The sequence below is a fragment of the Neobacillus sp. Fa239 genome (genome assembly GCF_055395235.1).
Genome location: NZ_AP041611.1, coordinates 2,575,526 through 2,596,793, shown reverse-complemented (window position 1 = coordinate 2,596,793; position 21,268 = coordinate 2,575,526). Strand labels below are relative to the sequence as shown.

Here is a 21,268-nt window from a genome sequence, read left to right as displayed (position 1 = left end):
TTTATTCCCCTTCCTTACGCCACGCTTCTATTATGTAAATCGGATTTAATGCATCAAACCTTGTCAGATTCAAAATAGGTTTGCTTCTGGATATTTGGGCTAGAGTAATATTCGTCTCATAACCCTGCCCTTTAAATGACAGCATTGCTTCTGAAAGATTTTCAATCGTGACAGCATTTAAAACGATGCGGCCGCCAGCCTTCAATCGGCTGCAGCAAATATTTAAAATGTCTTCCATTCCGCCTGCAGTCCCGCCAATAAAGATAGCATCTGGATCTGGGAAGGTATCTAATCCCTCTGGGGCTTTCCCATGAATGAGTGTTGCATCCACACGGAACTTGGCTAAATTTTGCTTACAGTTTTCCAGGTCGCCCTCATTCTTTTCGATGGCAAACACTTGTCCTTCTCTGGCGATTTTCGCTGCCTCAATCGCAACAGAACCTGTGCATGTCCCAATATCCCAAACCGTGCTGTCTTCCTTTAATTTTAGAGCACTTATGCTTAAGGTACGGATTTCCTTCTTGGTGATCAAACCTTTATCTGGTTTTCGCTGATAAAACTCCTCATCGTCAATGCCAACCGACCACTGTGGGCTTTCCCCGTTTTTCTTGAGGATCACCACATTGAGGGGTGAAAACTCAGCATCCTTCATTTCCTCGAGGGTAAACTTGCGGCATTGTTCTTTGTCACTGCCAAGGTTCTCTCCCACAAACGCCTCATATTCAGTCATGCCAAAGGAAAGCAAATACTGAGCGATGTTATTTGGTGAATTTTCCGTATCAGTTAAGATTGCGACCGTTTTTTTTCCATCCACTCGCTGTGCCAGCCCTTTTATACTCCTGCCGTGAACGCTGGTGAAATAGGCATCCTGCCATCTTTCTTTCATTCTGGCAAAAGCAAGCTGAATCGAACTTAAATAAGGATAAATGTTCAAATCGATTTTAGAAGATAAATAGCTTCCAATTCCGTAGAACAACGGGTCTCCGGAACCTAGAATCACTGCGTTTCTCGTCTCCGACTGCAAACGTTCCACCAGTTGAGAAAGTCCGCCCTCAATCGCGATTTTTTCGCCAGTGAATTCTGGAAAAAAGGAAAGATGTCTCTTTCCTCCTACTAATATTTCACTTTCATTAATCCACTTTTCGTACATCGGGAGCAGGCTGGCTTTGCCTTCGTCCCCAATGCCAATCATTTTAATCGATGCCATTCTTTCGCACCGCCTTTCCTAACAATTCTCCCTTCATCGTATAAAGGGTCGTATCTATATCGATGCCGCCATCAACTTCCTTTAACGCAGCAAGACAGCAATGGTCGCTTAGCCGTTCGAAAAAGGAAAGATGGCCCTGTACTGTCATCATATCTCCAACCTGTGATGCCGTATTGGCCGTTCGAATTTCTTCGACTAGTGCGGCATCAGCACCGGAACGGCTTGCCACCTCAGCCAAAAAGTCAAAATCTACTGGGGAGCTTTTCGAGTGGACCATCATAATCCCCATTGCCACCTTTGAGAATTTCCCCATCATGCCAACCATCGAAACTCTTTTTACCCCTTGCTTCTTGCATTGTTTAAGGGTAAATCCGATAAAGTCACCCATTTCGATAAAAGCATCCTCAGTCAGTTCAGGGAATTGCTTCATGGCATTTTTCTCACTTCGTCCGCCTGTTGTGATCACAACGTGTTCGCAGCCACTGGCCCGGGCAACACTGATCGCCTGGATGATACTGGCTTTATAAGCGGCTGTGGAAAATGGAACGACAATCCCACGGGTCCCGAGAATAGAAATTCCGCCAATGATACCCAAGCGTCCATTGAGTGTTTTTTTGGCTATTTCTTCACCCTCTGGAACCGAAATGACGATCTTAATTCCTCTCGTAATCCCAAATTCTTTTAAAACCCCTTCTGCCGTCTCACGGATCATCTTGCGTGGAACAGGGTTAATCGCGGCCTCGCCGACAGGAACGGGCAATCCGTCCTTTGTGACGCGGCCGACCCCTACTCCCCCATCAAGGATGATACCTGGTTCATCAACCCATGACACGGTGGAAACGATTAAAGCCCGATGGGTGGCATCCGGGTCATCCCCCGCGTCTTTAATCGTACTGGCGCTGGCCGTTTGTTCTGTATAATCACAGTTTTCGATCTGAAACGTAGCGAACCTTTTAATGGGCAAATAAATCGTAGATTCTGTTTGCGGTTCACCAGTTATTAAGGCCGTTAGTGCCGCTTTTGTTGTAGCGGTTGCACAGGCCCCTGTCGTATATCCTTCCCTCAGCTTTCCTTTTGGTACCTCTTGCATAGGTTATGCCCGGTCGGCCATTATGGAAATGGCATTTAATGCTGCAACGGTCACGGTGCTGCCGCCTTTTCTGCCAATATTGGTGATGAAGGGGATATCGAGCTTGGCTAATTCTTCTTTTGACTCAGCGGCGGAAACAAACCCAACTGGCAGACCAATGACAAGACCTGGTTTCGCTTCGCCTTCTTTAATTAGGCGGATCAGTTCGAGTAAGGCGGTTGGGGCATTCCCGATGGCATAGATGCCGCCGTCCGCTTCTTTGATCGCTTTTCGCATCGAAATAATGGCTCGTGTGGTATTTAACCGTTTGGCTTCTTGCATAACATCCGGGTCAGAAATATAGACCTTGATTTCTCCGCCGTACTTTTCAATTCGTGCTTTATTAGCACCACTTTGAATCATCTGAACATCGGCCACCACTTTTTTCCCGCTCCGTATCGCGCGTATGCCGGACTGTATGGCGTCAGGATGAAAGAGGACGCTCTTCCCGAGTTCAAAGTCCGCGGATGCATGGATGATCCGCTGGACAATCGGATACTGTTCTTCGGTAAACGAGTGCTCTCCAATTTCTTCATTAATCATTTCAAAGCTTCTTCCTTCAATTTGTTCCGGTTGAACCGTTAAAGGTTTAAATTCAGTTCTAAAATCCAATTCTCTCACTCCTGTATTAAAATGATTGGTCTGTTTTGGCCGTTTGTCTGGAACCGACCTTTTTATGTAATTCCTCGATGACATCGACAAAATGAGCATAGACGGTTCCATAATTTAATTTCGGTCGGCCAATTATGACGACATCAATCCCCAGTTCCTTGGCGGCTTCCACCTTTTGATCAACCGATCCGACTTTCCCGCTCTCTTTAGTCACCATTAAGGTCACACCATATTGCTTATAAAGGGCTTTGTCGAACTCTTTTGAAAATGGTCCCTGGATCGCAATAATATTTTTCTGCGGCAGACCTAGCTGCTCACATTTTTCCATATTATCCACCCGAGGCAGCATCCGGGCGATCAAGCGGATGCTCGGATTATCTAATAGTTTTTCAGTGAAAATTTGAAGCGTCTTGCTTCCTGTCGTCAGCATCACCACGCCTTTTTTGGCCAATGCAAGCTCCGCTGCTTCCTCGTAGCTTTCGACGACTGTCATGTTGTCATATTGGAAAGTTTGAGACTCCCGTTCATACCGGATATAGGGAATTCCCGCCGTTTGCGCTGCCTTGATTGCGTTTTTCGAAGCTTCTTCCGCAAAAGGATGACTCGCATCGACAACCGCTTGAATCCCTTTTGTGTCAATCAATTCCACCATGTCTTCATCCGTTAATCTCCCTACTTGAACAGGTATTCCTGACTCCGTCAGTTCAAACGCTGCATTTTCTGTGACAACGGAGGCCAGGAGAGCGAATCCTTCCTTTTTTATTTCTAAAGCAAGGGCTCGTGCATCACTTGTACCGGCTAATACGAAAATCATCCTCTTTCCCCTGCCTTTTGCACGGCATGTTCATGATCATGGTGATGGTCATGGTCATGATGGTCATGGTCATGATGGTCATGGTCATGGTGGTGATGATGATCGATATGTTGCATCACATTGAGACGGTATTGGCAGGTATCGCAGTTCATCTTCACCTCATCACGAAGGGCTTCTTCCACTCGTTCTATTAAAATAGTCTGTAATTTTGGATGATAACCAAAATAGTCTGCCAATTGAAATTCAATCGCGGAGTATTGATTTTGAATAGGAACCATCATATCTTCTAACCGTTTTATCAAGATTCCTGTGAATAGAAAGTAAGGCAGGATGACCACTTTTTTTGCTCCTAGCTTTATACAGCGCTCAATCCCTTCGTTCACAAGAGGATTGGTCACCCCCATAAAAGCAGGTTCGACGATTTTATAGTTTGTTTTTTCCCATAGTAATCTAGCAATTTTATATAAATCACTATTCGCATCCGGATCGCTTCCGCCCCGTCCTAACAAAAGGATCGCCGTTTCGTCGTCTGATGCCTCCCAATTCTCGCCAATTTCCATTAATCTCGTTTTTAAAATTTCAAAGGTTTCCTCATGTACACCAATTGGCCGGCCATAAGTAAATTGAACAAGTGGATATTGCTTCTTTGCCTCATCAATGGCTGCTGGAATATGAATTTTAGAGTGCCCTGCCTGTAAGAGCATGATTGGAATTACGACAATATGGTCGGCCCCTTTCTCCACACATAGGTCGATGCCTTGAGTCACTGTTGGTCGTTCAAATTCTAAAAAGCACGTCTTCACCAGTATAGAATCGTCCCAATTCCCACTCATCTCACCGATGAACTCGCGAACCTGCTGATTTCCCTCTTGATCTTTGCTCCCATGCCCCACAAATAAAATTGCTTTCAAACTATTTCCTCCTCTTTGTTTGTAAATGCATTCCCTGATAATTGGCCACTAGACTTCTTCCCTTTACTCCCCGCAAACAGCCGCTTCGATTTTAAGGTTTGGTGTAATATCCTGGTACACAAAACCTTGCACCGCTTTGACCCGTTTAAAAAATTTATAGAAACGTTCATTCGGATAAGCCTTTTGTTTGTACTCTTGAACAATCCCCTCTATGACCTCGACAATTTGGTCCGGATGGATTCCTTCCGCTGCGATTTGGCCGGGATGTGCCGTTCTTCCAGCTGTCTTTGCCCCTAGAAATAAATCAAACGCTCCTTTGCGGTAGACAATGCCAATATCCTCTTTTACGGCTCCATAACAGGCCATTCCGCAGCCATTCACGCCAAGTTTTAATTCTTTTGGGAGTTCCATGCCGCCAAGCCTTTCCTGCAGCTCATCGGCATAAGGGATGGAATCCTTCTTTTCACCGTCACAAAAATCACAGGCTTTTACGGTTAATACGTCACCGACAGGAGCAATCAAAAAGTTTGCCGCCGTTAGTTTTTCAACAATCACATCAGGATTAGAGGTTAAAATTTGCAGCTTCATAAAATGGTCTTGTGTGTACTCCATGACACCTTCTTCTCCGACAATTTTGGAAAGAATGACCATCTGATTCGCGGTAAATTTTTTATTGGCGACACCAGAGCTGACCGCTACCTCAAAAATAGATTGAAAGTCTTGCTTCACCAATAAACCTTGAGCTCGTTCATCGTTCTCACCAAGGATCATTTGCAAGGCTTCCTCAGCCAGTTCTCTTGGCGACTCTTTCATTGGGGTTGGGGTGACTTGTTTCTTGTTCACCGGTGTTGCATCTTCCGTTTGCTCCAGTGCCCATGGTTCGGCTTCCTTTTGCAGACGCTGATGCGGTTTCAACGGCTGTATTGCCTGATTTAATGTATACTTCCGCTGATAACCGCGCGGAGTAATGATCAATCCTTCGTAGAAAAATGTTGAAGAGTTGCCAATTAAAACGGTAGTTAACATGCCAATTTCATGTTCGAGCATCTCTTGTAAATTGGTTAAAACGATCTTTTGACTATCACGGTAAGCACTTTTTACCAATCCTACAGGAGTGTCTGGCGAGCGATATTTTAAGAGAATTTTTTGAGCTTCCATAATCTGCCGTGTTCTTCTCCCGCTTTTTGGATTGTATAAGGCAACCACGAAATCAGCTTGAGCGGCCGCTTCGATTCTTTTCTCGATCAAGCTCCAAGGTGTCAAATGATCACTTAAGCTGATCGTACAGGCATCATGCATGACCGGTGCGCCTAATAAAGCAGCACAGGAGTTGATGGCGGAAATGCCAGGGACCACCTCCACTTCTACCCCTGAGTTTTTTTTCCAGCCTTTTTCGATTAGCACTTCATAAACCAGTCCTGCCATTCCATATACTCCGGCATCACCGCTCGAAATGACGGCTACCCTGTAACCGTGCTCGGCTTGTTTCACAGCCTCCTGGGCCCGGCTCACTTCTTCTGTCATTCCTGTGCTGATGATTTGCTTTCCAGCTATTAATCCCTTGATTAGATCAACGTATGTTTTGTAGCCGATGATAATATCACTTTCTTGGATGGCTTCTTTTGCCCGTCCAGAGATATGTTTTTCATCACCAGGGCCAAAACCAATAACGAATAATTTGCCTTTCATCCTATTACGCCACCTTCCAAAATTTCCAAAATCCAGATACTATCGGCTGTTAAACCTTTTCTTTAACAGCCTTTTGTATTCCTTCGATGCATTCCGACCCTTCTGGCTGTATGAATCCTTGTTCGGAATAGTGATAGATCGCATGCTCTTGAAGGCAATGACCTTCCGCCAGATGACGCCTTACAATTGTAGTTCCCACTTCTGGGCTTACGTTTTTATACCAAGTCCCTGATGGATAGACGATGGCAACGGGTGCATCCTTACATCTTCCATTGCATCGTGTTCTTGTTGTATGAATAAGTGAATCTAAATCTAAATTAGCAATTTCATTCCGAATGGCTTGTGTTGCTTCCTCCCCCCCTTTTCTCATACAGCTGCTGCCGTTGCAAATGAATACATGGTGTTTCGTCCCTTGTAAATTCCAAGTAGTCATGTCACACACTCCTTTTCGTTTTTTACGCAAAAAAGCACCCCTATGGACATAGGGGTGCAGAATATATACACAAAAAAATGCGATGTATGTTCAGCACTTCTACCTATGTTCCCGTAGGTTGATTGAAGCTCTTAGGTAAAGGCAGGTCTCCTGACTTAGGTTCATCATTCCATTGCGTCTTCCCGAATTCCTTCAGTGACATCTGCAACGAACTCCCCATACAGTGGCGGGTACCGTGACGGATTTATACCGTACTTCCCTATTAAGCACAAATTTTTAATGTGCACCTATCCTAATCTATTTAATTGTTAAAAAGGCTTGTTTCCTCTAAAGCAATACTTGGATCATAAAAAATGATTTTGAATCATCATAACGCAAAAATCCGTTCAACATGAGTTGAACGGATAAAACGTAAGCACAAAGAATGTTAATAAATAATCATTTTTGTCCAAACGTTCCATCTTCTCAACCCCCGAAGAAATTAGAAACTTTAACAGCTAAGACAGGTCTCCTGACTTGTGTATCTTCCTACTTTAGACCCTTCCCGTATCGTCTATATATACGTTTCAGTGGTTTGTCTATTTCGTCCACACTCACAGTTGCGGGGACAGTTCTGGTATTGCACCAGATTCCCTATTAAGCCCTAAGGCATCTTAACTAATTGTTAACAAATTAGTATTTAATTTATGAGATATTATTATACTAGTCTATCAGATTTAATATTTCAAGAGTTTATTAAACTTCTTTTACGAAAACGCTGCCCGCCAATAACTTCATCTTGTTTAAATAATTATCAATAAGCCGAAAATATACAAGTTTTTATTAATTTCCTTGCATATTTCGGCTTTGTTACATTCAAAAAACATCCTTCATAAACATCATTTTTTAATTGCCATATACAGCTACGTGTTTGTCTTTTGCAGATCCATTCCAATAAGTTTCGATGATATGGTGTGCGAATTAGTTAAATAGCCTTTCCAACCTTCGTTTTTTAACATAATTTGTAATAAGAAAGCACCATTGTACCAGTTGCGATTTAGTTGCAACTCAAATAAGGAGGTATTGATTTATTAAAAAAATTATTATGAACGAATCGATTCAATCCAATGTGGTAAGGCTTGTATCGGAAAACGGTCAACAAGTGTTACCGACAGTTCAGGCGCTTAAGATGGCAATGGAAATGGGATTGGACCTTGTCCAAATCAGTGAGGCAGATCCACCGGTATGCAAGATTTTAGATGGTGGAAAATACAGATATGAATTACAAAAAAAAGAAAAGCAGAATAAACAGAATCAGGTAACCATCGAAACAAAAGAAATACGCATGTCCATCACGATTGACGAAAATGACTTTCAAACAAAAGTTAAAAGCGCGATTGGCTTCTTAACAAAAGGGTATCATGTAAAGGTGAGCGTCCGTTTTCGCGGGAGAGAAATCACCCATTCAAACATTGGGGAAGAACTTCTCAGCAATTTTTGCCAAGAGGTCAGCCACTTGGTGAAGTCTAAAACAAACGCCACATTGCAAGGCCGCATCTTGTCGATTTTGTTGAAACCATAAAAAAGAGCCTATTAAAGGCTTTTTTTATTGGCTCAATTGTGCGATCAGCGAGAACTAATCAAAATTTTGCAGTATTGATTGGTTTTAATGGTGCAATTCCTTATTTCAAATCCGAAAAAACTTATAAATTAAAAACGGTAGGTTTATTTTTATAGTGGTTTAAATTCATGCCGACTTGATGCAGGCAAGCTTTACGGTGAAAGTAGGAATTTTGCTGATTGCCTGCTTTTTTGTAAAAATATTATTTTTAAAAAAGGATTTGTTGATATTATTGTAGAATTCTGAAAATAACGACTTCTTGATATACGAGGTGATAATATTGAAAAAGCAGTTCATTTTTCTTATAATTTCGCTATTTTTAGTTTTTGTCTTGTTTTTCATGTTCCATGATTTCCGTTCAAAAAAAACAATCATTGCTGTACTTGATTCAGGAATAAGTCAAACAAAAAGCATAAAAAAGGCTCATGTTTTAAATGGATTTAATTTTATTAATCCCTTTCAAAAACCGAAAGACAAATACGGGCATGGGACAGAAATGGCAGAAATCATTTCTCAAATGTCACCAGATAACGAAATTCTTCCTGTAAAAGTGGTATCCGACAGGAATACAATCAATCACCCCTTCATGGGACTGGCTATTCTTTACAGTATCGTAAAAGGTGCAGATGTAATTAACATGAGTTTTTCCTATACCCCAATGGATTTTTTTACATCTTTGATGATAAAAGTTGGAGAAGCAAAAGGGGTGGTATTTGTCGCTGCAGCAGGAAATGAAGGAAAAAATAAGGTTGATTTTCCTGCGGACCAAAATGGTGTGATTGCGGTTGGTGCTTATGATACAAAAACGAAAAGGATTGCAAGCTTTTCAAATTATGGAAGTAAAATCGCTGTATACGCTCCTGCCGATGATATTCCTAAAGTTTTGGGTAAAGGGACGAGTATGTCAACAGCATTTGTGACTGGAATTGTTGCGGATATGATGAAAGATGGTGTAAAAAAGGATAACATTAAAAAAGAACTGAGTAAAGACTGTGATTTATTAACCCTTAAGAAAATGAATTATGAAGCCATCGACATAAATTCTGCCTTCGCAAAATATATGAATAAACCCTATTTGGAATTAGACCAATATAAAACTTTTTCAAGAAATAAATTTCAAGTACTAAATCTGAAAACAGAAAACCTTGAGAAATTGACTGTTAAAATAAATAACAAGGAAATGAAAACGTTTACTATTTCGAATCAATTGTTGATTCCTCTTATATATGGGATGAACAACATCCGGTTAACAGGTTACGGTGCGAACCACTTAAAAACCGTGAAAGATGCGGTTATCCTATACGAGCCAAAGCCCCCTGTAGTCCAAGATGAGTATTATATTAAAAACGGCATAAAATATGTATTATTTACCATTCGGGATTTATCGTTAAAAGAATTGAAGATTAACCATAAGAGAGTTGTTCCATCATTTATGGATTTGGAAGATCAAGATACCATTTATTCTTATCAAATGAAATATCAGAAGAATATCACCATAGAAGCAGAAGATTGCGCTGGAAACCGAACGGTCAAAACAATGGAAGGGTAATTTTTTAAAAAGAAATAGTTTAAGTTTGCTAAAGCATGTAGTGAGGATTAGCAAGGAAAACGTAAGCTTGTAAAAGAGCTTCCTGCGTTGAATGAAAAAGTAGAAGTTTCCTTATAATTAAAAAGATCTTGTCCTATGTTGCCAGGGCTGGGTCCTTTTTTGATTAGTAGATTTAATCCAGTCCGGTATTTTTGCCGGTCCTTTGACAGTAAACGACGTTCTACCATGAATGTCGTTTTTATGTTAAATCACTTATTTACAAACTGGATCTTATTAAAGTAACCTGCTACCGTTAGCAGAACAAGAAAAATGGCTGCCGCACAATCTGTTTCGTTAATCAGGCCAAAAAAATGCGATGCCTTATGTAAGCATCGCACTCCGTTAGTTGGAAAACGATTAACTTATTGTAAGGTTATCTCATCTCCAACATTCACCTCACCTATACGTTCAACCTTAGCCCATACTCCAAAAGTACCACTATGATTATTAACCAAGTTTCGGAGAACCCGAACATCCTGTCTTAATTCCTCTTGTGGATTATTCACCATTACACACCTTTGGAGTGGAGCAACAACTCTCAGGACAACCCTAGGTCCGACATTGATTAGTCGGTTCAACAAATCATCTTCGAGATATCCCGTTGATTCTGTATCGATTAAAACGTTTGCTCGAAAACGACGAGGGTCTACTGGCTCTCCTATTTCCTGACTCAACATATGTAACGCAGAGGTCGTAATGATACTTATTGGACCCTCGTCAAAATGAGATATTGACTCTTCAAGTGTCAAAGTTACTTGAAACCCGAGCCAATCAGTCAATGCCTCGTTTACAGCATTATTTTCACACCGATAATCAGTTCCATCAGGCATAGTTACAATTGGAGTAGTACCCTCATATCTTGCTCTAAAATTAAATAACCCGTCTATCAGTTGGAAGCGGCGTGTTGTCTTACCACTACCAAACTTTCCTTTTATGGTTTTTATAGCCCACAGACGGTCTCCCAAGAGACCTCGATTATCAATTGAAACTGCTGATAAAGACTCTCCTAAAATTGATTTTACAGGAAACCGACGGATTTCTTTGACTACCCCTACAAGTCCATTCTTATAATCCAAAGTTCTACCCCCGTTTTTCCCTTTATAGGATTTTATTCTCCAATATTCATATTAAACCCTTCTTCAAGTACCCTGCTTCGTTACTGCAATAAGAAAACGGGACCGCCGCAGCCATCATTTAGTGTTACCAGCCGGAATATGATCTTTTACTCAAGCACCCTTCAGCCATCGATGAAGCAGAGCCTCACCACAGAAAATGGAATTTTAATCGTTATTCCATGGTAGTTCAATATCTTTTTTTTTTCATATGTAATTAAACCAAATCAATAAGAAAAGGGTACATGGAATACTAAGCAGTAAAGCTAATTTGTAATTAACAAAGTGTAGACGTAACATTGGGAACATCACTGCATCAAATAATAAAGACCACAAAATGTTCCAACCATGATAATGTTTAATTGAGTGAAAAAATTTTAACCCAATCAATTCGATTACAACAAGTGCAACAATCCAACCAAATACATATAAAATACATTTCACTCTTGTTTTAGGAAATTTAGATAAGTATAAAAAAATTGCAGGACTTAAGATTAAAATGAGATAGATAAAGTATGATGCTTCACTATTGAAAGTTTAGCTCAATAATAAAAAAATGGGAATCACAGTAGCCATCCAATTCCTCTATGAAAGCACCCAATTATTTCAAGTGAAATAATTCACTATCTAAATGAATTATTTGGAAAGGGAAAAATTACAGTTTAAATCTTTTAATTAAAGTTCTTCTGATATGAATATGTATATTCTGCTTGTTTGATTGGTTCGTTAAGAAATAGGCTCAACTTATTAAATCAAATTTTTTTAAAGAATTGTAATTGTCACTTAATAAGCAAAATGCCTTGCTCCAAAGTAGAAGCAAAGCTAAGGATTAAGTAGAGGTTTTATCTGTGTCCTCCTTTTTGAGAATTGCATACTCCCGGATTCTTGCATTCATAGAAAGATGTTATTTGATCTCAGATAGGAAACTTTTTGTCCGAATGCCTGAACGACGTAATGTGACACTTGCTTTTACATCAATAGTTGCCCTTGCAAATTCTTGATCCCAGTTTCCTTTTACTTTTTTGAAATATTGGTAATCTCCATGTTTCATTTCATCACCAAACCCAAATATATCAACTTTATAGGTTGTTTGGACTCTTTTGATCGTACTCGAAACGATTTGTTCGATATACTGTTCTGTTTTTTTCTCCAGTTCTTGATAGGTTTTCGTTTTGTCCAAAGCTACATTACACTGGGTTCCAGTTAATTGCGATTCAGCATTTATGTTGATTGTAAAATGAGGTACTTGACGTTGAACACTTGCCTTTACTTTTGAATTGGTTCGAAAAACACGTACGTTTAAATATTTGTTTTTTTCACAGGGGATAGCAAGTTCCGTTTTTTTCAGCTTATTTTGAGTCCATAAGTAATTTCTCGTATGATAAACGGAAAGATAGCCGATTAATTTCTGATTTTTAAACACACCCATTCCGACAACTTCGACCAATGCAGGTGGGGTAAGTTGTTTCATATTATCGACGCTGTTCCCCTTTTTGGGAGTCCCTTTAATCGTGACGACTGCTGCGACTGGCTGGCGACCTTCTGATGTCCAAGAATCGATAATATCTTTTTTACGGACATCTGGATCAGACCCCCACTGATTAACCGCATTTCCTAATTGCATGTGCAATTTTAGAGTGGAAGCTTTTTGGATTGGATAAGACACTTTTAAAATGTCAGAAGCAGGTACACCTTTTGCGACAACGACATTAAAGTCTTCCCGAATTTCATTGTATCGTTCCAGATAATCAAAAAAATCCATTATCCCTTTTTTGGCAATCTTTTCGCTAATAATCGCTATTCTCATATGAGATAAGACCATTTTTTTTGACAATCCTATATTCATTCTTTGGGCAATTTCAGGGATCGAATCACCTTCAAGGCTATGGACTACAGTTGGCGTGTTTCCTGATGCCTGGTTTGGATTTAACTCTATCGTATTTAATTTTTCGACCGTCAATCTGTACTTCTTTTTTTCTCCTTTATCAATTGCCATCCCTGTAATAATCGCAACTTGATTCAACTCTTTAGAATCCCAGCATCCAACCAACAAAAAAAGAAGAACAAAACAACACACGAACAAAAGACATTTTTTCATGGTGTTCCCCTTTTTTTCGGAGGAGAAGGCGAAATGCTATCTAACTGATTTAATGGGGCCTCCGTATTCATAAATTTAGGACGCCTTTTCATCTGAAACAACGGAAGTCTTATAAGCACGTCTTTTTGATCTTCCACAATAAATGGAGCCATTGGCGCTAAATAAGGAACACCGAAAGACCGGAGACTGACAAGATGAGCAAAGATGGCACACAAGCCTAGAAACACTCCATATAAACCAAATATCCCTCCTAAAATCGTTAACAGAAATCGCAACAACCGTGTTGAATTAGCAAAACTATAAATAGGAGAAACAAAACCTGCAATGGCGGTAATGGCGACAACAATGACCATCGTGTTCGAAATAATCCCTGCTTCAACTGCTGCCTGACCAATGACGAGTGCTCCCACAATTGAAACTGTTTGCCCAACGGCTCTCGGCATCCTCGTTCCAGCTTCCCGTAAGATTTCAAATGTTAAATCCATTAGCATCAATTCAACGATGGCTGGAAAAGGAACATTTTCCCGTTGTGAAGCGATACTGACAAGCAACGGGGTTGGAATTAATTCAAAATGATAGGTAATAAGTGAAACAAAAATAGCTGGAAAAAGAAGAGAAATCAAAAAAGAAACATAACGAACCAACCGAACAAACGAACTCATCAGAAAAGGTTGGAAATAATCCTCCGATACAGAGAAAAAGTTCGTCAGAACGACGGGAACTGATAGGACAAACGGACTTCCATTAACAAAAATGGCAATTTTCCCGGCAGTTAACTGAGAAGCAATCGTGTCGGGTCTTTCTGTATTATACACAAGGGGAAAGGGAGTGTATGTTTTATCACCAATGAGTTCCTCAATATTGCCGGAATCAAAAATAGCATTAATATTAATACGGGAAAGCCTGTTTCTTACTTCCTGGACGATTTTTTCATTGGCTACCCCTTCCATATAGCCAATCGCAACAGGAGTTTGGGTATCTTTTCCAATCGAAAATCCCTCGAACCGAAGATTCGGATTTTTAACTCTTCTTCTTATTAAACTTATATTGGTGCTGATGGATTCAATGAATGAATCTTTTGGACCTCTGAAATGGTCTGAGTGCTTGATTCACTGATCGATCTGTTTTCGATTCCTTCGATATGAATCGCTAACGCTTCTGGCACTCCTTCGACGATTAAAACAGCATAACCGGAAAGAATATGGATTGCGATTTGATGAAAAGTGTCCGTAAAAGAATATACAGCTCCGCTAAAAACGTCTTTGGAAAAAACATCGAATCCATTTTTGGTTAAAATTTTTCGTTCGTGAATTAATGCACTATTCAGTGGCTGCATGATTGTTTCAGTGATGATTTTTGCATCTGTCATGCTTTGAAGATAACAAATCATTCCTTTTTGATCCCCGATATGAATAGACTTTAATACAAGATCCACGGTTTTTCCGAAAATTCGTTCCAATTCCATTTGATTCTGCTCCAAATTCCTAGATAGCGTTTTGCTCTCACCATCAGGGACGATTTCCGGACTTGTTGTTTCATCATGATGAGTAAATTCCTTTTTTGGAGAAAACAATTTTCGAGATACCCGCATCTTTATCCTCCTCCCTGAATCGATGATTTTCTTTGTTTCCATACAAGCAGAAGAAGGATGATAGCAGGAAATCCAATTTGAAATGGAATGTGCAAATAAAATGGAACAAACTTTACTCCTTCTTCGATGTGTTCAGCAAAATTTTCCGTAATCAGAACGGAAGAAATAGCAATTAGTATGCCCATTGGGAAAACTAGCGGGCGAAAGGGAATATGAAATATGTGTTCAATCCCTTTCAAACCAGAAAAAAAATAGAGCGTTACTTTTACAATAATGCCCATCATTAATAGAAATACAACGATGGCTTCCAATCTTTCAATAAAATTAGCAATAGAGACATTCCTTAGCGCACTTAAAAGAGGAAAGTTGGATCTTATTCTTTCATCAGCACCAAGTGAACCAATTTGTAAGATTGTCGCAATCGTTAGAATAAACCCTGAAATTCCTACTGCTGCCATACTTACTTTCCCCGCATATTTCCATTTACTTGTGTATGCCATGACGACCAAAAACACGATCATTTCTCCAAATGGAAAGCCCATTAAAGAGGGAAATATTGCTCTCACGATCGGTGTAACTCCGTCTTGTAAAGGAATCTGCAAATTTTTGAATGTAAATACACCTCCGATAATGAGAAGGAACCAAATGACCCCAATAAACAAGATGATAAAAGGTGTAAAAAGTTCTGTTAATCGAGCTAAATTCTCCAAACCCAGATACATGATATACGAAATCAAAAGCATTAATGTACAAGAAATGATCTCAAGCGGCGTGTTCGGCAAAATCGCAGCCGTCATGAGTTCGCCAAAATCGCGAAGCACACGAGAGGCTAAATAAAAAAAATAAACTACATATGCAATAGACAGGAACGACGAAAACATTTTTCCGATCGTCATCTCTATAATTTCAAATAAATTTCTCCCGCTACCCTTGTACAGTAGGACAGTATACCCCCAAACAAGTAAGATTCCATAAAAAGTTGCAATCAAAATGGCTAACCAGGCATCTTGTTTGGCTTCGTTTCCCAACCCGACAATAACGGCACTACCAAATTCAAAATTAATAATCAATACGAATAATTGCCATAAGGAGATTGATTCCTTCATGAGCCGCCCTCCCCTTGAACAATTTTTTTTCTTTGTTTCCATAAAACAAGGACAAAAATCAAGGAAGGGATCCCGATTTGAAAAGGAAGATCGAAAAAAATGGAATGAATTTGAATTCCCTCTTTAGTCAGTTCAGGGAAATTCTTCGAAGAAAGGATAGAGAAAATAGCAACCAGCATCCCCATCGGGAATACAAGAGAACGGTAGGGAATGCAAAATACATGTTCAATCCCCTTAAGCCCCACAAAGAAATACATGCTTACTTTTCCAATTATGCCAATCATCAAGATGAATACGACAATGGATTCCAACCGTTCGATAAGATTTCCAATTGAAACATTTCTTACGGCACTTAAAAGGGGGAAATTCGCCCTCATCTTTGCATCCAATCCGAGTGCACCAAGTTGCAAAATGGCTGAAAAACTTAGTAATAAACCAGAAATTCCAACAGCCGCCATCCCCACTTTCCCGACATACTTAAATTTACTTGTGTATGCCATAATAATGGTAAAAACAATCATGTTTCCAAATGGAAATGTCATTAATTGAGGGAAAATGGCTTTGGCAACTGGTGTAATCCCATCTTTAAAGGGGAATTGCAAATTTTTCAGCGTGAATTCTCCACTGATCATAAGAAGAATCGTAATGAAAAATATGAACAGAATCATATATGGTGTAAACAATTCATTCAGCCGTCCTAAGTTTTCCAAACCAAGGTAAATAATATAGATAATTAAAATCATAAACGTCCAGGAAATCATTTCGAGCGGCGTGTTTGGCAGGATAACGGTTGTGATTACTTCCCCGAAGTCCCGAAGAACGCGGGATGATAAATAAAAAAAGTACATAACATAGGCGATGGTAAGAATGTTGGAAAACATTTTACCCCCTGCTGTTTCTATAATTTCATAAAGATTTTTTCCAGGCACTCTGCTTAAAAGAAAGGAATATGCCCACACAATCCCTACTCCATAAATCGTTCCAATAAGAATGGCTAACCAGGCATCCTGCTTCGCTTCATTTCCTAAGCTTAAAACCATGGCACTGCCCAGTTCAAAATTGACAATTAAAATAAATAATTGCCACAATGACAGGTTTTCTTTTGGTTCATTTGTCATTTGGTTCCACTCGCTGACCGATTTTTTTTAAGACGAACATCTGCCAGAATACTCATGGAAAGTCCGCTAAGCCACATCAGTAAGACAATCCATTTTCCTGAATCGACAGATGTTTTTAATAAATGAATAATTTCGCCCATAAACGTTGACTGGTAGACAAACATATCAATGATAAAGATCAGTCCGAAAATTAATAACATGATAAAAAAATATAGAAATGTGACCATGGAAGCCTCCAAATTTATTTTACAATAGATAGTTTCCCAAATATTTCACAACATAATCATTGAAAAATAAGTGAATATTGTGAGCGTATTTACTAATCTTTAACAAAACAGAGACATTCATTAAATAAAAAAAAGAGCTAAGACAGTGAATGCATTACTGGGTTTCACATCGAAGCACATCGGAGAAATAAACTGATTTAAAACTGTTATAAATATGGCAAATATAACAAATGAAATGTTTGTTTTTACAAAGGGAAAACCTCCTAATAAATTCCGAATGAAATAACAATACTTAATTATAATTATAAACCTTCTTGAATTAACCTGTAGTTGAATAACAATTGAAAAAAGACTGCCGAAACAGTCACATTTGTTGTTAAACTAAAGCCCCCACGCTACATTGCTTATATTTTTTCACAATCTAAAAATAAAACAATGTTCCATGTTCCATGTTCCATCTATTATTTGATGTAAAATCTCATGTATCTCTTTTCTTCTTTTGCTTGTAAGATTTTTGAAGCCAATTCATTAACTTCTACAGCCTTTTTACATTATTACCCAGTTTAAGTAAGTTGAATGGAATATTATTACCTCATCATTTTTTATTTCCACTTGAACATCTCTTTAAAATCATTGTAACAATCAGAACATACCCAAAAATACTTATCATTTGTCGTAGAAGCTTCGTTAATATATCTGGATGGTTTTTATCCATAATCTTTTGACTACAAAACTCACAGTGTTCGTGGTCTGTTTTTGTGGGAGTAAATTTCTTCAGGGTAAGAGTTTTACCAAAAAGATATTTTTCTTGATTAGTAAGTCTCCAATCATTTTTATCAATATTGTTTCCTCCATTCAAATACACCTACGATACAAATAATTAAAAATACAGAATATGTAAAGCTAATCGTATAAAGACCCTTGTATGCATACAGACCAACTGATAAAATATCCACTAAAATCCAAAAATACCAGTTCTCGAATTTTTTAGTAGAAAACAGTACTTGTGCAACCAAGCTGGTAGTTGCAATAAATGAATCTAGAAAAGGTGAACTCGCATCAGTAAATTTAGTTAATAGGTAACCCCAACCGTAAGATAAAATGGGTGTTATATAAATTATTAAAATCCAACCGTCTAATGTGAGTTTTGTCGTTTGACAAACTGCCTTCTCTCCGCGATTACGTAACCAAAACACCCATCCATATAGACTTAACACGAGAAACATTCCTTGAAGCATCATATCTGCATAAAGTTTTGCAATGTAGAAAATCCGTAATAATAAAATAATGTTTACAATACCAATTGGATAGTTCCATATGTTTTCTTTTGCTGCTAGGTAAACACAGACTAGTCCGAAAAAACTTGCCACTACTTCAATAAAAGTTGAATCTTTATAGTAAGCGACTGCTACAAATATCACTAATACGACATAATTTATTAAATTGTTTTTCAATCCCTTCCCTCATCCCTAATATACAAAGTAGAAATAAATTCTTCTAAATATATAGTATAGAATTGATATTTAAATAATTCCTTATTTAACTAAACTCCATCTATATAGAAAGGAAAATCTCACGATTTCTCTTGTTTTCTCCTAATTTCGTAGTAGTTTGTTTTAAAATCCATTTGAATATTGGAATTATAGTGTACTAAAGGATAATTTTGGGGGCAAAGTGAAAAAGAAACTAATAGTTAACCAAACCAACCTTATCCAAAAGTTGGATAACTAGTTAAAGTATGGTCGCACTGGTGGATCTCCACATTTCTCATGGAGGTCAACCCTCCCAAATCTCACAGAGTCTTTGCTCCAAAATTCCTTCGTCCAACCTTTCCATGAGGTGGATGTCAGTCATGCTGCCCGACAGGGTCTTTGCCCGTATTTTAGTTGATTTACTGACTAATCCGTGCTTCAAATGTCTAAAACAATAAAACTACTACCTAATGAATTTCACTAAAAGAAATTAAGCTGCTATCTGTAATTCCGCCATATGAGGAATGTCCCTTAACATACGCTCTTCACTAAATTCACACTGCTTTTTACCGATGGTAAACAGAATTCTTATAAGCTTGTTACATATTGCAATCAGCGATTGCATCTTTTTTAATGGATTATTTGGGCGTTTTGTAAAATACTCATGTAATGCTTTAAAAGCTTTATTTTTAGCGACCAAAGGCATCGCCACCCGAACGAGGAGTGCTCTTAAAGTCTTCCTTCCTCTCTTGGTAATTTTGGTTTGTCCTTTGTGCTTTCCAGATGTATTTTCCTTAAGACTAAGCCCAGCTAATTTGATAATCTGCCGTGGGTGGGAGTAGTGACTTAGATCTCCTACCTCTGAAAAGAATCCGGCAACTGTGTCTTTTCCTATTCCCTTTATTGCTACCATTTGTTCAAAGCCACATGCTTGTATTTAGCAATATCAACACCTATAATTAATGTTTGAGAAGTAATTTGAGCAATCTTTTCATTTTGGTTATAATTCATTTAAATAGCCTCCTGGTAATTTGCTTGTGTCCTTTTTGCCGCCAAGCTTTGGACACTCATATCTTACCAAGGGGCTTTTTTATATTCAAACCTCATATTTCTTCAATACAGGAATGCTGCCCATTTAGTTGAAGAACGATAATAAAAAAGACTGCCGAAACAGTCCATTTGTTGTGAAACTATAGCCCCCGTTAGTTCAACAAGGACATAATTCAATTTCTATTAAGATTTTGGTAGACTCTAGTACATTTTTTTCTTTATATGTACAAGCCGTGTCCGACCTCTTTTAGAAGAATATATTAAACTACTAAATCTATTCTTTTGAAATGAGGAATGTTTTTTTGAGTAGTTTTGATTTACAAAATATAGCGAATCAGTTTCCTGATGTCGCTAGACCGCCTCACCATATGAAACCTGGTTCGGCATCGTTTACTCCCTCCGGTTATTCTCCCCAGCAGATTCGGCGCGCTTATGAGATTGAGCCGTTGATTAGGTCAGGCATTACCGGGAAGAATCAGAACGTCGCGATTGTGGTTGCACACGGCAGCCCCACGGTTGAACATGATTTGCAAGTCTTCAGCAGACAGTTTGGCTTACCACCTGCAAAGTTGAACATCTATTTTCCTCAAGGGCAGCCAGATCACTTCGAATCTGAATGGACAATCGAAACAGCCATCGACACACAATGGGTCCACGCCCTTGCACCGGATGCCACCATCCACCTCGTTGTTGCAAAAACTGCATTTGCTGTTGACCTGTTTGGGGCTGTTGACTTCGCGAATACTTTGGATGTCCAAGCAGTCTCGATGAGTTGGATTTTTCCTGAGGCATCGTTCGAGAGCGCGTTTGATCACCTTTTCCAACATCCCGGTAAAGTCTATTTAGCCGGATCTGGGGACGTCGGCGGACAAAATCACTATCCATCGGTTTCCCCGTTTGTGGTGTCCGTTGGAGGGACTACGCTGTTGCTACGCCAGAATGGGAGCAGAATTGCCGAAACCGGCTGGGTGGGCTCCGGAGGGGGACCAAGCCTCTTCGAACCTGAACCAGACTACCAGATTCCATTCGGCATCCAATCCGGTGGAAAAAGAGCTGCTCCAGATGTGTCCTTTCTTGGAGACGGTTCCACAGGTGTCTCCATTTTCACCAGCACACCAATCGATTCTGGATCAACCGGATGGTTCGTTTTTGGCGGCACAAGCTTGGGAACTCCTTGCTGGGCAGCCATCATCGCATTAGCCAATCAGATTCGGAATGTGCCCTTAACGGATGGGCATCAAGAGCTCTACGATCTGGCAAAGGGATCACAGTACGCCAGAAATTACAACGACATCACCGTTGGCTGCGCAGGCTCTTTCTGCTGTACACCTGGATATGACTTTGTGACAGGACTGGGAACTCCTCGGGCAAATCTACTTGTTAGAGCATTGGGTAGAGACCCTGACACAGTTGATGATGAATCGAGCTCAGATCATGGACATCACCATCATCATCCTCATCACCATCATCCTGACCATGATGATTCAAGTTCTGATTAGGTTCACCAACAT

At 39.5% G+C, this 21,268-nt stretch carries 18 protein-coding genes, 1 pseudogene and 2 riboswitches; of the genes and pseudogenes, 3 read left to right on the top strand and 16 right to left on the bottom strand.

The genetic code is table 11. The features are described from left to right. Window position 1: 1 nt before the first annotated feature. The 7 genes from cbiE to ACZ5XR_RS12440 all read right to left on the bottom strand — a co-directional run bounded on the left by cbiE (window position 2) and on the right by ACZ5XR_RS12440 (window position 6,795). Window positions 2-1,207, bottom strand: a complete 1,206-nt coding sequence (cbiE, locus tag ACZ5XR_RS12470) for a precorrin-6y C5,15-methyltransferase (decarboxylating) subunit CbiE (RefSeq protein WP_464501952.1) — start codon at window positions 1,205-1,207, stop codon at window positions 2-4. Further along, a complete protein-coding gene (locus ACZ5XR_RS12465) occupies window positions 1,194-2,297 on the bottom strand; it encodes a cobalt-precorrin-5B (C(1))-methyltransferase (RefSeq protein WP_464501951.1) in 1,104 nt (367 codons plus the stop codon). The genes cbiE and ACZ5XR_RS12465 overlap by 14 nt, the downstream gene beginning before the upstream one ends. A 3-nt stretch (window positions 2,298-2,300) precedes the next feature. Continuing rightward, the gene (locus tag ACZ5XR_RS12460; RefSeq protein WP_464501950.1) at window positions 2,301-2,948 is read right to left on the bottom strand and encodes a precorrin-8X methylmutase; all 648 of its coding nucleotides are present in this window, start codon (window positions 2,946-2,948) and stop codon (window positions 2,301-2,303) included. A gap of 16 nt (window positions 2,949-2,964) precedes the next feature. Beyond that, on the bottom strand, window positions 2,965-3,762 hold the full coding sequence (gene cobK / locus ACZ5XR_RS12455) for a precorrin-6A reductase (RefSeq protein WP_464501949.1): 798 nt from the start codon (window positions 3,760-3,762) through the stop codon (window positions 2,965-2,967). Next, the gene (locus ACZ5XR_RS12450) at window positions 3,759-4,673 is read right to left on the bottom strand and encodes a sirohydrochlorin chelatase (RefSeq protein ID WP_464501948.1); all 915 of its coding nucleotides are present in this window, start codon (window positions 4,671-4,673) and stop codon (window positions 3,759-3,761) included. The genes cobK and ACZ5XR_RS12450 overlap by 4 nt, the downstream gene beginning before the upstream one ends. Before the next feature lie 63 nt (window positions 4,674-4,736). Further along, the gene (gene cobJ / locus ACZ5XR_RS12445; protein WP_464501947.1) at window positions 4,737-6,362 is read right to left on the bottom strand and encodes a precorrin-3B C(17)-methyltransferase; all 1,626 of its coding nucleotides are present in this window, start codon (window positions 6,360-6,362) and stop codon (window positions 4,737-4,739) included. Window positions 6,363-6,411: 49 nt separating this feature from the next. After that, window positions 6,412-6,795, bottom strand: coding sequence for a (2Fe-2S) ferredoxin domain-containing protein (locus ACZ5XR_RS12440; RefSeq protein WP_464501946.1), 384 nt, complete (start codon window positions 6,793-6,795; stop codon window positions 6,412-6,414). 123 nt (window positions 6,796-6,918) lie between these two features. Then, window positions 6,919-7,101: riboswitch (cobalamin riboswitch) on the bottom strand. A gap of 178 nt (window positions 7,102-7,279) precedes the next feature. Continuing rightward, window positions 7,280-7,466: riboswitch (cobalamin riboswitch) on the bottom strand. 413 nt (window positions 7,467-7,879) lie between these two features. Here ACZ5XR_RS12440 and infC point away from each other — a divergent pair. After that, entirely contained in the window at window positions 7,880-8,356 is a 477-nt protein-coding gene (gene infC, locus ACZ5XR_RS12435) for a translation initiation factor IF-3 (RefSeq protein ID WP_464501945.1), read from the top strand. A 319-nt stretch (window positions 8,357-8,675) separates the two neighbouring features. Next, window positions 8,676-9,944 carry a S8 family peptidase gene (locus ACZ5XR_RS12430; protein ID WP_464501944.1) on the top strand — a complete coding sequence of 423 codons (1,269 nt, stop codon included), beginning with the start codon at window positions 8,676-8,678 and terminating at the stop codon, window positions 9,942-9,944. Window positions 9,945-10,345: 401 nt separating this feature from the next. On the opposite strand, the gene ACZ5XR_RS12425 is transcribed toward ACZ5XR_RS12430, so the two are convergent. From ACZ5XR_RS12425 to ACZ5XR_RS12385, 9 genes and pseudogenes are all read right to left on the bottom strand, one after another. Beyond that, the gene (locus tag ACZ5XR_RS12425) at window positions 10,346-11,059 is read right to left on the bottom strand and encodes an MOSC domain-containing protein (RefSeq protein WP_464501943.1); all 714 of its coding nucleotides are present in this window, start codon (window positions 11,057-11,059) and stop codon (window positions 10,346-10,348) included. Window positions 11,060-11,999: 940 nt separating this feature from the next. After that, window positions 12,000-13,193 carry a Ger(x)C family spore germination protein gene (locus ACZ5XR_RS12420; RefSeq protein WP_464501942.1) on the bottom strand — a complete coding sequence of 398 codons (1,194 nt, stop codon included), beginning with the start codon at window positions 13,191-13,193 and terminating at the stop codon, window positions 12,000-12,002. Then, a complete protein-coding gene (locus ACZ5XR_RS12415) occupies window positions 13,190-14,230 on the bottom strand; it encodes a spore germination protein (RefSeq protein ID WP_464502295.1) in 1,041 nt (346 codons plus the stop codon). The genes ACZ5XR_RS12420 and ACZ5XR_RS12415 overlap by 4 nt, the downstream gene beginning before the upstream one ends. 5 nt (window positions 14,231-14,235) lie before the next feature. Further along, window positions 14,236-14,784, bottom strand: a complete 549-nt coding sequence (locus ACZ5XR_RS12410; protein ID WP_464501941.1) for a spore germination protein — start codon at window positions 14,782-14,784, stop codon at window positions 14,236-14,238. Between the two features lie 2 nt (window positions 14,785-14,786). Beyond that, window positions 14,787-15,890, bottom strand: coding sequence for a GerAB/ArcD/ProY family transporter (locus ACZ5XR_RS12405; protein ID WP_464501940.1), 1,104 nt, complete (start codon window positions 15,888-15,890; stop codon window positions 14,787-14,789). After that, the gene (locus ACZ5XR_RS12400) at window positions 15,887-17,008 is read right to left on the bottom strand and encodes a GerAB/ArcD/ProY family transporter (protein WP_464501939.1); all 1,122 of its coding nucleotides are present in this window, start codon (window positions 17,006-17,008) and stop codon (window positions 15,887-15,889) included. Before ACZ5XR_RS12400 ends, ACZ5XR_RS12405 begins: the two co-directional genes overlap by 4 nt. Beyond that, window positions 17,005-17,235 carry a hypothetical protein gene (locus ACZ5XR_RS12395; RefSeq protein ID WP_464501938.1) on the bottom strand — a complete coding sequence of 77 codons (231 nt, stop codon included), beginning with the start codon at window positions 17,233-17,235 and terminating at the stop codon, window positions 17,005-17,007. Before ACZ5XR_RS12395 ends, ACZ5XR_RS12400 begins: the two co-directional genes overlap by 4 nt. A gap of 836 nt (window positions 17,236-18,071) precedes the next feature. Then, window positions 18,072-18,689, bottom strand: a complete 618-nt coding sequence (gene pnuC, locus ACZ5XR_RS12390) for a nicotinamide riboside transporter PnuC (protein ID WP_464501937.1) — start codon at window positions 18,687-18,689, stop codon at window positions 18,072-18,074. Between the two features lie 508 nt (window positions 18,690-19,197). Further along, window positions 19,198-19,632: pseudogene (locus tag ACZ5XR_RS12385) on the bottom strand (transposase); the annotation flags it as partial. A gap of 571 nt (window positions 19,633-20,203) precedes the next feature. Here ACZ5XR_RS12385 and ACZ5XR_RS12380 point away from each other — a divergent pair. Then, the gene (locus tag ACZ5XR_RS12380) at window positions 20,204-21,256 is read left to right on the top strand and encodes a S53 family peptidase (protein WP_464501936.1); all 1,053 of its coding nucleotides are present in this window, start codon (window positions 20,204-20,206) and stop codon (window positions 21,254-21,256) included. The last annotated feature ends 12 nt before the right edge of the window (window positions 21,257-21,268 follow it).

Coding starts and splice junctions, on each gene's coding strand:
- cbiE (WP_464501952.1), bottom strand. CDS start 1,207: ATGGCATCGATTAAAATGATTGGCATTGGGGACGAAGGCAAAGCCAGC.
- ACZ5XR_RS12465 (WP_464501951.1), bottom strand. CDS start 2,297: ATGCAAGAGGTACCAAAAGGAAAGCTGAGGGAAGGATATACGACAGGG.
- cobK (WP_464501949.1), bottom strand. CDS start 3,762: ATGATTTTCGTATTAGCCGGTACAAGTGATGCACGAGCCCTTGCTTTA.
- cobJ (WP_464501947.1), bottom strand. CDS start 6,362: ATGAAAGGCAAATTATTCGTTATTGGTTTTGGCCCTGGTGATGAAAAA.
- ACZ5XR_RS12440 (WP_464501946.1), bottom strand. CDS start 6,795: ATGACTACTTGGAATTTACAAGGGACGAAACACCATGTATTCATTTGC.
- infC (WP_464501945.1), top strand. CDS start 7,880: ATGAACGAATCGATTCAATCCAATGTGGTAAGGCTTGTATCGGAAAAC.
- ACZ5XR_RS12420 (WP_464501942.1), bottom strand. CDS start 13,193: ATGAAAAAATGTCTTTTGTTCGTGTGTTGTTTTGTTCTTCTTTTTTTG.
- ACZ5XR_RS12410 (WP_464501941.1), bottom strand. CDS start 14,784: ATGCGGGTATCTCGAAAATTGTTTTCTCCAAAAAAGGAATTTACTCAT.
- ACZ5XR_RS12405 (WP_464501940.1), bottom strand. CDS start 15,890: ATGAAGGAATCAATCTCCTTATGGCAATTATTCGTATTGATTATTAAT.
- ACZ5XR_RS12400 (WP_464501939.1), bottom strand. CDS start 17,008: ATGACAAATGAACCAAAAGAAAACCTGTCATTGTGGCAATTATTTATT.
- ACZ5XR_RS12395 (WP_464501938.1), bottom strand. CDS start 17,235: ATGGTCACATTTCTATATTTTTTTATCATGTTATTAATTTTCGGACTG.